The 8137-nt window shown below is 71.7% G+C and carries 11 protein-coding genes and 1 pseudogene; 8 read left to right on the plus strand and 4 right to left on the minus strand.

The window, feature by feature from the left end:
- The first annotated feature begins 50 nt into the window (after positions 1–50).
- Positions 51–299, plus strand: a complete 249-nt coding sequence (locus ACFCX4_RS01315; protein WP_376137832.1) for a hypothetical protein — start codon at positions 51–53, stop codon at positions 297–299.
- Positions 296–697 carry a DNA-binding protein gene (locus ACFCX4_RS01320; protein WP_376137834.1) on the plus strand — a complete coding sequence of 134 codons (402 nt, stop codon included), beginning with the start codon at positions 296–298 and terminating at the stop codon, positions 695–697. The genes ACFCX4_RS01315 and ACFCX4_RS01320 overlap by 4 nt, the downstream gene beginning before the upstream one ends.
- Before the next feature lie 48 nt (positions 698–745).
- Here ACFCX4_RS01320 and ACFCX4_RS01325 read toward each other — a convergent pair.
- Positions 746–985 (minus strand): annotated as a pseudogene (locus tag ACFCX4_RS01325) (LLM class flavin-dependent oxidoreductase); the annotation flags it as partial.
- Between the two features lie 135 nt (positions 986–1120).
- Between ACFCX4_RS01325 and ACFCX4_RS01330 the strand changes: the two are divergent.
- From ACFCX4_RS01330 to ACFCX4_RS01350, 5 genes are all read left to right on the plus strand, one after another.
- A complete protein-coding gene (locus tag ACFCX4_RS01330) occupies positions 1121–1867 on the plus strand; it encodes a helix-turn-helix domain-containing protein (protein WP_376137835.1) in 747 nt (248 codons plus the stop codon).
- A gap of 20 nt (positions 1868–1887) precedes the next feature.
- Positions 1888–2628 carry a hypothetical protein gene (locus ACFCX4_RS01335; protein ID WP_376137837.1) on the plus strand — a complete coding sequence of 247 codons (741 nt, stop codon included), beginning with the start codon at positions 1888–1890 and terminating at the stop codon, positions 2626–2628.
- 340 nt (positions 2629–2968) lie between these two features.
- The gene (locus ACFCX4_RS01340; RefSeq protein WP_376137838.1) at positions 2969–3715 is read left to right on the plus strand and encodes a Crp/Fnr family transcriptional regulator; all 747 of its coding nucleotides are present in this window, start codon (positions 2969–2971) and stop codon (positions 3713–3715) included.
- 349 nt (positions 3716–4064) lie between these two features.
- On the plus strand, positions 4065–4244 hold the full coding sequence (locus ACFCX4_RS01345; protein WP_376137839.1) for a hypothetical protein: 180 nt from the start codon (positions 4065–4067) through the stop codon (positions 4242–4244).
- A 10-nt stretch (positions 4245–4254) separates the two neighbouring features.
- Complete coding sequence (locus ACFCX4_RS01350) at positions 4255–4788, plus strand: hypothetical protein (RefSeq protein WP_376137841.1); 534 nt, start codon at positions 4255–4257, stop codon at positions 4786–4788.
- Positions 4789–4868: 80 nt separating this feature from the next.
- On the opposite strand, the gene ACFCX4_RS01355 is transcribed toward ACFCX4_RS01350, so the two are convergent.
- Positions 4869–5135 (minus strand): hypothetical protein, encoded by a 267-nt coding sequence (locus ACFCX4_RS01355; protein ID WP_376137842.1) that lies wholly within the window; start codon positions 5133–5135, stop codon positions 4869–4871.
- Between the two features lie 240 nt (positions 5136–5375).
- On the opposite strand from ACFCX4_RS01355, the gene ACFCX4_RS01360 reads away from it, so the two are divergent.
- Positions 5376–6215 (plus strand): HAD family hydrolase, encoded by an 840-nt coding sequence (locus ACFCX4_RS01360; protein ID WP_376137844.1) that lies wholly within the window; start codon positions 5376–5378, stop codon positions 6213–6215.
- Positions 6216–6254: 39 nt separating this feature from the next.
- Here ACFCX4_RS01360 and ACFCX4_RS01365 read toward each other — a convergent pair whose 3' ends face one another.
- Together ACFCX4_RS01365 and ACFCX4_RS01370 are read right to left on the minus strand one after the other, a co-directional pair.
- On the minus strand, positions 6255–7031 hold the full coding sequence (locus ACFCX4_RS01365; protein WP_376137854.1) for a phosphate ABC transporter ATP-binding protein: 777 nt from the start codon (positions 7029–7031) through the stop codon (positions 6255–6257).
- Between the two features lie 203 nt (positions 7032–7234).
- The coding region (locus ACFCX4_RS01370; protein ID WP_376137846.1) for a sortase at positions 7235–8137 on the minus strand (903 nt) is incomplete at its 5' end.

The raw sequence follows: 8137 nt of genomic DNA on the forward strand, positions 1-8137 counted from the left end.
ATGCCGCCGAAGACCAGCCGGAGTATGCATACCGGCGGTATGCTTGCTTCATGGCAGCTACCACGCGCATCACGGTCACCCTGCCCACGGAGCAGGTGGCCGAGCTGAAGAAGCTCACCGATAACGTCTCCGGCTACGTCGCGGAAGCAGTGGCCCGGCAGATCAGGCATCAATTGATCGCGGAAGAACTCCGCCAGTACGAGGAACAGCACGGCGCGTTCACGGAAGAGGAACTCGCCGCCGCACACGAGAGGATCTTCGGTTCGTCCGAGCCGGGCAACGGAGCGGCTGCCGCGTGAGCGTGCGGATCGAGACCGTCGTACTGGACCCCCAGGGAATGTCCGCCTGGATCTCGCAGGACCGGGACGTGCTCGCGATGATCAAGGCTTTCCACTCGATTGGGGCCGGCCTGGTCATCGGCGCCAACACCATCGTGGAGATCTCGCACGCCAGGGCGAACACCGCCCGACTGAACTGGGTGCTCTCGCAGGTCAGGATCGAGCCCGTGACCGAGCACACGGCCAGAGCCTCCGCGGCGCTTCTCAAGCAGGCCGGTCTGCACGGTCACAAGTACGCCATCGACGCCACCGTCGCCGAGATGGCGCTCCGCCAGCCAGGCCCGGTGGCCATGCTCACCTCGGACATCGACGACATGGCCAAGCTCTGCGGTGACCGGATCCGGCTCATCGCCATCTGATTCGAGGCGGGTCAGAGCATTCGTGATCCGTGTTTCCACAGGTCAGCCTGTGATGGGTGAAAGCGGATTGACCGAGGTCACCAGCGTGCCCAGCCGGATCCGCTCGGTGGCGGTCGCAGCCGCCGTCAGCGTCGGCACCGCCCCGAACCACGGCGCGTCCCGGAAGCTCCGCCACGACAGGTGGTCATAGGTGTACGCGGCGTGGAACCCCAGCTCCTCGGCCCGCCGCCAGATCTTCTGTCCCTCGCTCCACCGGTGGATGGGGAGGATCACCGTGCCCAGCCGCATGGGAACGACCCTACGGCGCACTGGTTGCCTTGCGTCTTCTCTCCTCCGTGCGGGAGGTTTGACGCAAGACTCTCACTGCGGGATGCTGGTTGCGTCTTCCCTCCCGGTTTCGGGAGAGAAGACGAAGGAGGGTTCATGGAACTACTTTCAGTGAAACAAGCTGCCGCCATTCTCGACATCGACGACTCCCGAGTTCGACAGCTTCTCCGAGCCGGATCGCTGGAAGGTCAGCACGTCGGGGGACGTTGGCTGGTCGACGGCCATAGCGCTCGGCTGCGGAAGGAACGTGGTGGCGCGGCAGGACGCCCGCTCTCCGTGCGCAACGCGTGGGGCCTCCTGGCTGCACTCAGCGGCCACCGGGTTTCGAATCTGTCGGATGCCGAGCGGTCCAGGATCATGAGTCGCCTCAGGAATATGGCCGCGCACGACGACCTGCCAGTTGCGCGGCTGGGGGAACTGGTGCGGGCCCGAGCTGAATGCAGGCGGTACCGCGTTCACACCGGGCTGATGTCCGTGCTCCTGGACGACCCGGACGTGGTCCGCAGCGGCCTCAGTGCGGCAGCCCGTGCAGGGGCCGGCTATCTGGCACCGGGCAAGGCCGAGATCTATGTACATCCCGACAAGGTCGGCAAGCTGGAGGCCGGGTTCGGACTTGCCCGCGACAACGCGAGCGGCAACCTGCTCATGCATGTAGCCCCGGCAGAAGTCTGGCCCTTCCTTCGCTCCAACGCTGACGCCCCGACCAAGGGCAGCGACGCGCCGGCCGCGGTTGTGGCAGCCGACTTGCTCGACTCCCGGGAAGACCGGGCCGAGACCGCTGCTGCGGAGCTGCTGCGACGACTCCTGAGCACCCACCTGCATCAGCAAGTGGGTTCCGAATGACGGACTCAACAGCCACGGTCGTGATCGAGTCCGAGTTTATGACCAAGCCACTGGTCGACCTGTGGAACGTGCTCCTGGACCTATCGGAGAGAGTCCCGCACGCATGGTCCCTGATCGGCGGCCAGATGGTCTTGATGCACGGCTTGGAGCATGGCCGAACACCACCAGCGGCCAGCGCCGACCTGGACGTACTCGCGGACGTACTGTCCGATCCACGAAGCCTGAGCCGCCTGGTGACCGCCTTGGGCAGTCTGGGCTTTTCTCCTGCGGGGATGTCACCGCAGGGCAACCTGCTGCACCGCTACCAAAGGGGTACCGAGGAGGGGCATCTGGTGGTGGATTTGCTGGCCCCTGACAATCTGGGGCCTCGGGCGGACCTGACGACCACTCCCCCAGGGCGGACCTTGGAGGTTCCCGGCGGCCGCCAAGCGGCCCAACGGACTGAGTCTGTTCAGGTGAGACTCGGTGAACGCACCGGCACCATCCGCCGTCCGAGCCTACTGGGATCGATTGTCGCCAAGTCCGCAGCACTGAGCATCAAGACTGCGGCGCCCGACCGACACTATCGCGACCTGGCTTTCCTTCTGTCCCTGCCCATGAACCCGATAGAGCTGCGGGACCGGCTGGAGAGGTCGGATCGGAAGAAGCTGGCTCTCGCCGCAGCACTGCACAACCCGCAGCACCCGGGCTGGCGCGAGCTGCAGGACGACGCCGCAAGAGCCGATGGCCAGTCTGCTTACGCATTCCTCTCACCTCCGTGACCGTCCGCTCCAGGCCAAGGATCCAGCTCAGCCCGCGATAGGTGAAAAGGGATTGACCGAGGTCACCGGCGTGCCCGGCCTGATCCGCCCGGTCGCCGCGGCCTCCGACGTGACCTCGCCGGGACCGCCACCGCGGCACTGAGCCGCCTCCCCTCCTGAGAGCCGCCGCCGGAGCGTGCCGCTCACCGCCCGGTCACGCTCCGGCCCCCGCAGGACGGCCCTCCACCGGCCGCCCGGGCCCCGCTCCCGCGGAGGGGTCCGGGGCGGGGGAAGGGTGTGGCTTCACCGGCGCGGCCTTCTCTGGGAACATCGGGTCAGGTCCATGCCGGGGAGGTGCCGATTGAGCACGGGTGTCCAGCCGTCCGACGACGGCGAGAGGCAGGGCACCGCGCCGGCGCACTGGCGGAGTTCGGCGGACTGGCCGGCCGGTACGTACCTGTCCCTGCTGCCCGACCACGCGCACCGGGCCCTGTGGAGCGTCGGGGTCCGGAAGGACTACGAGCCGCACGAGGTGCTCGTCCGCGAGGGCGACCCGTCGACCTTCCTGGCCGTGATCCTGGACGGCCTGACCAAGGTGACGTCGATGACCGCCGAAGGGCATGTCAGCCTCCTGGCGTTCCGGGCCGCCGGGGACCTCGTCGGGGAGCTCGGGGTGCTCGACCGGGCGCCGCGGGCCGCGACGGTGGAGGCCGTCACCGCGGTCCGGGCCCGGCTGGTGCCGCACGACACCTTCGTCAACCAGGTGCGCGCGGAGCCCGCGCTGGCGCTGGCGCTGGTCTCCGCCGTCAGCGAGAAGCTCCGGGCGGCCACCCGGGCGCGGGTGGACACCGGCGGGTACCCGCTGGCCGTACGGGTGGCGCGGACGATCTCCGAACTCGCGGGGTCCTACGGGCGGACCGACGGGGAGGGGACCGTGATCGACTTCCCGCTGAGCCAGGAGGACCTGGCGGCCATCGTCTCCTCCTCCGCCGTGGGGGTCGCCCGCGTCCTGCGGCAGTTCCGGGAGCGGGGCATGGTGCGGACGCGCTACCGCCGGCTGATGGTCACGGACTGGGACGCGCTGTCGGAGCTCGCGGCCGCCGACTGACCGTGGACGGCGGCGTAGAAGGGCTACGCCCGGAGGGCGGGCACGCGTACTCAGCCGCAGGTAGGGGCTGCGGGCTACCACCCCCGCAACCCCACCCGCAGTATCCGCTGCGGGTGGGCTCGGCAAAGAGGCCATCGGCAGTCTGACCAGGCTATCCGCCCCCGCCGGTCCGAGACCCTGTCAAAGTATCGAATTCATAAGCCCGATCCGCTTTCTGACGGGCCTTATGCAACGGACACTCCGGCCCTAGCGTTGACCCTGCCGGACGACGTCGGGACCGCGCCTCCTACCAGGGCACGGAGTCGGCCGGCAACGGGCTCGGCAAGGGTTTCTCGTGTCAGGAGGCAGGATGAACGGAACCTGGATCGCGGCGCTCGCCGCCGTCATCGCCCTGGGCGCCTTCGGCCTGGCCGCTTTCGCGGTCGCCAGGATGAGCCGGACCGCCCCGATGAAGGCCGCGATCGTGATCGCGGCGCTCACCGGCTTCATCGCCGCCGTACCGCCGCTCATCACGGCACTGCGGGGGTAGTCCGGTGCTGGTGCGGGGACGCCGGTGGACCGGCTCCTCCTGCCGGCGGGGCGACCGGCCCGGCCGGCGGGCTCCGCTCGGACGGCCCGGTTGGGCCCGGCCGGCGTCCCCGCGACTCGAACTGCTCGACTCCGGCCTCTTCCGCGAACTGCGGGAGATGGCGCTGCCCTACGACGACCTCCTGATCGCCGGCAGCGCGCCGCTCTGCCTGCACGGGCTGCGGGCGCACATCGGCGATCTGGACGTGGTGGCCCGGGGGGAGGCGTTCGCGCGGGCCTGTGCGCTCGGCGAGCCGCGGCGTGCGGCGTTCGACGACGTCCTGACCGTCAGCCTCCTGGGCGGCCGGCTGGAGATCACCAACGCCTGGTTCCCCGATCTGCTGGGCACGCCGGAGGAGCTCTTCGCCCGGGCGGAGCGGGTCCGCGGGCTGCGCTTCCTCACCCTGGCGGACACCGCGCGCTGGAAGGGCCACCTGGACCGGCCCAAGGACCGCAGCGACCTGCGGCGGCTCGCCCGCGCCCTGGAGGGGCCGGGGGAGTACTGAGGGGCGGCCGGGCCCCGGGGCTGCGGTCCCGGGCAGGCCTTGGGACGGCGGCTCCCGGGCACGGCTCCCGGGCGCCGGTCTCAGGGGTGGGGGCGTTGGGCGGGGAGCCGGAGGGGGTGGGACGGGGTGGTGCGGCGGGCCAGGTCGGCGAGGGTCTCGAAGAGGATGTCGCCGATCAGGACGGGCTCGCGGGACGGCGGTACGGGGTCGTCCGGGAGGAGCGCGTCCTCGCGGAGGAGCACGTCCTTCGGGAGGAGGGCGCCGCCGCGGACGGTGGCGGTCTCGGGGGCGGTCACGGCTTCGGGGACGGTCACGGGGCTCTCGTCTCGGACCTGGCGAGTTCGCATGGCTCTTCCTGCCGACGGGGTGGCCGAGGGGAGTCCTGCCCGGTCGGAGGCGGTGGGACACCCCGGGAACGGCCGGATCGGCCGGAACTGGCGCAGCGGGGGCCGAAAGGCGCCGCAGTGATCGCCCGGAGCGCCCACGACGGGCCGGGGCCGGGGCGGAACCCGGCCGGGGCCGGGGCGGGCGGAGCGGGGGTGACCCGCGCCGCTGACCTCCCGGCGGCGGTGGGCGAAGATGGAGCGGTGACCACACCGCGCACCGCTCCCCCGACCCGGCTGATCGCCACCGATCTGGACGGCACGCTGCTCTGCTCCGGCGGCACCGTCACCGCCCGCACCGCCGCCGCGCTGGCCGCCGCCGAGGCGGCCGGGATCCAGGTGGTGTTCGTGACCGGCCGCCCGCCGCGCTGGATGAAGCAGGTGAGCGCGCACATCGGCGGCCACGGGGTGGCGATCTGCTCGAACGGCGGGGCCGTGGTGGACGTGCGGCGCGGTGAGCTGCTGGAGTCGTTCCCGCTGGCGGCCGAGGACGCGCTGGCGGTGGTCGCGCGGCTGCGGGCCAAGCTGCCGGGGACGGCGTTCGCCTTCGAGTACCCGGCCGGGTTCGCCCGTGAGCCCGGCTACGAGGTGCGGATGTGGGGGCAGGACGAGAGCCACCCGGTCGGTCCGGCGGAGGAACTGCTCGGCGCGGGCGGCCCGGTGAGCGGGCTGTTCAAGCTGCTCGCCAAGCACCCCGACCTGGATCCGGACAAGCTGCTCGGCGAGGCCCGGGAGGCGGCCGGGGAACTCGCCGAGATCACCCGCTCGGCGCCGATCCCGCTGCTGGAGATCAGTGCGCCCGGCGTCACCAAGGCGAGCACGCTGGCCCGCTGGTGCGCCGGGCGCGGGATCGACCGGAGCGAGGTAGTGGCCTTCGGCGACATGCCGAACGACCTGGAGATGCTGGCCTGGGCCGGCACCGCCTACGCCGTCGCCAACGCCCACCCGCAGGTGCTGGCGGCGGTGCCGCTGCACACGGTGAGCAACGAGCAGGACGGCGTCGCCGCGGTGCTGGAGGAGATCCTCCGGCACCGCGGCGAGTGAGACGGGGGTCCGGGCCCGCCGGGGCCCGGAGCGGCCGGATCAGCCGAAGCGGCCGTTGACGTAGTCGGAGGTCCGCTGGTCGAACGGGTTGTGGAACACCTGCTCGGTCGGCCCGGCCTCGACGATCCGGCCGGGGGTGTCGTGGGTGGCCAGGAAGAACGCGCAGCTCTGCGAGACGCGCTGGGCCTGCTGCATGTTGTGGGTCACGATCACGATGGTGAGCCGGCCGCGCAGCTCCGCGATGGTCTCCTCGACCCGGCGGGTCGAGGTCGGGTCGAGCGCCGAGCAGGGCTCGTCCATCAGCAGGATGTCCGGCGAGACGGCCAGCGACCGCGCGATGCACAGGCGCTGCTGCTGGCCGCCGGAGAGCGAGCCGCCGGGGGCGTCCAGCCGGCTGGCCACCTCGTCCCAGAGACCGGCCTGGCGCAGGCTGGTCTCCACCAGGTGCTCCCGCTCGTCCCGGGAGACCTTGATCCCGGCGAGCTTGAGCCCGCTGGAGACGTTGTCCTTGATGGACATCGCCGGGAACGGGTTGGGCCGCTGGAACACCATGCCGATCCGCCGGCGCACGTCGGCGGGGCGGCGGCCGGGGCGGTAGACGTCGTCGCCGTCCAGCAGCACCTCGCCGGAGAGCGCGGCGCCGCGGATCATCTCGTGCATCCGGTTGAGGATCCGCAGGTAGGTGGACTTGCCGCAGCCGGACGGGCCGATCAGGGCGGTCACCTCCCCGGCGGGCATGGCGAGCGAGACCCGCTCCAGCACCTTGCGGGAGCCGAACCAGGCGGAGACGTCCCGGGTCTCCAGCCCGGCCAGCACGGACGTCCGGTCGTAGCCGTCGTAGTGCGCGTCCTGCGGGTACAGCAGGGGCTGCCCGTCCTGCCCGGTCCCGTGGCCGGCGTACCCGTCGGCCGGCGGGACGGCGGGCAGCGTCATCGTGGTCTCGTCGGCCCCCGGGGCCTTGTTGTGCGGCAGGTCGGTCATCGGTGCATCCGTCATCGGTACGGTCCTCCGGGCGCGCTTCAGTAGAGGTTGGGCAGCAGGGCGGCGGCGTTCTCGTAGACCGCCCAGAGCAGCGCGCCGATCACCGGCGCGAGGCTGAGGTAGGCGGCCGAGCGGCGCCAGTACCGGGCCAGCACGACGACGGCGACGACCGCGCCGAGCAGGGCCAGCGACCACAGCTGCAGCGCCGCCAGGGCGCTCTTGTCGGCGGCCAGCGCCTTGTCGTACGGGACGGTGGCGGGGCGGCCGCCGGGGTTGACCACCGGGTCGGAGTCCAGCCGCGCGCCGATGAGCACCGTCGAGCTCGGGATCCAGTCGGAGTCGCTGGTCACCAGCACCAGCCGGTTGCGGACCGGGTCGACGACCGGGTGGTCCTCGTCTCCGTACACGTTGACGGTGTAGGTGAACTTGCCCTGACCGGTGGTGGCTTCGATCTTGTCGCCCACCCGCAGCTTGCTGAGCTCGCCGAACGGTGCCCCGAAGGTCGCACCGCGGCCGAACACCACCGCCACGCCGGTCTGCCCGGGCAGCGCGGTGTCCCGGCGGTGGCCGGGGCCCTTCATGAGGTCCCGGCCGGTGGTTCCCTCCACCACGACCGCCTGGTGCAGCCCGATCGCCGGGATGTCCAGCAGGGCGACGGGGGAGCCGTCCGGCGCCTTGCCGGTCGGGGCGGTCGCCTTGCCGAGCTGGTCGCGGAAGGACTTGTACGCGGTGGACTGGAAGTGCTTCTGCTGGAGGTGCGAGGCCGTGAACAGGTAGCCGACGAACCCCAGGGTGAGCGCCGCCAGCAGGCTCACCGCCCAGGCCCCCTGCAGGAAGCGGACCCGCTTGGCCGACCGGCCGGGGCCGCCGGGGCCCGGCCCGGCCGGAGCGGTCTCCGGCTCGGGCCCGGGGGCGGCCGCCGGGGCCGGCGCGCTCGGCGC

Origin of the sequence: Kitasatospora sp. NPDC056327 (assembly GCF_042261735.1) — a bacterium.
Taxonomy (GTDB): domain Bacteria; phylum Actinomycetota; class Actinomycetes; order Streptomycetales; family Streptomycetaceae; genus Kitasatospora.

What these genes read in the sequence shown, in the direction of transcription:
- ACFCX4_RS01330 (WP_376137835.1), top strand. Translation starts at nt 1,121, where the DNA reads ATGGAACTACTTTCAGTGAAACAAGCTGCCGCCATTCTCGACATCGAC.
- ACFCX4_RS01355 (WP_376137842.1), bottom strand. Translation starts at nt 5,135, where the DNA reads ATGCGAACTCGCCAGGTCCGAGACGAGAGCCCCGTGACCGTCCCCGAA.
- ACFCX4_RS01315 (WP_376137832.1), top strand. Translation starts at nt 51, where the DNA reads ATGGCAGCTACCACGCGCATCACGGTCACCCTGCCCACGGAGCAGGTG.
- ACFCX4_RS01345 (WP_376137839.1), top strand. Translation starts at nt 4,065, where the DNA reads ATGAACGGAACCTGGATCGCGGCGCTCGCCGCCGTCATCGCCCTGGGC.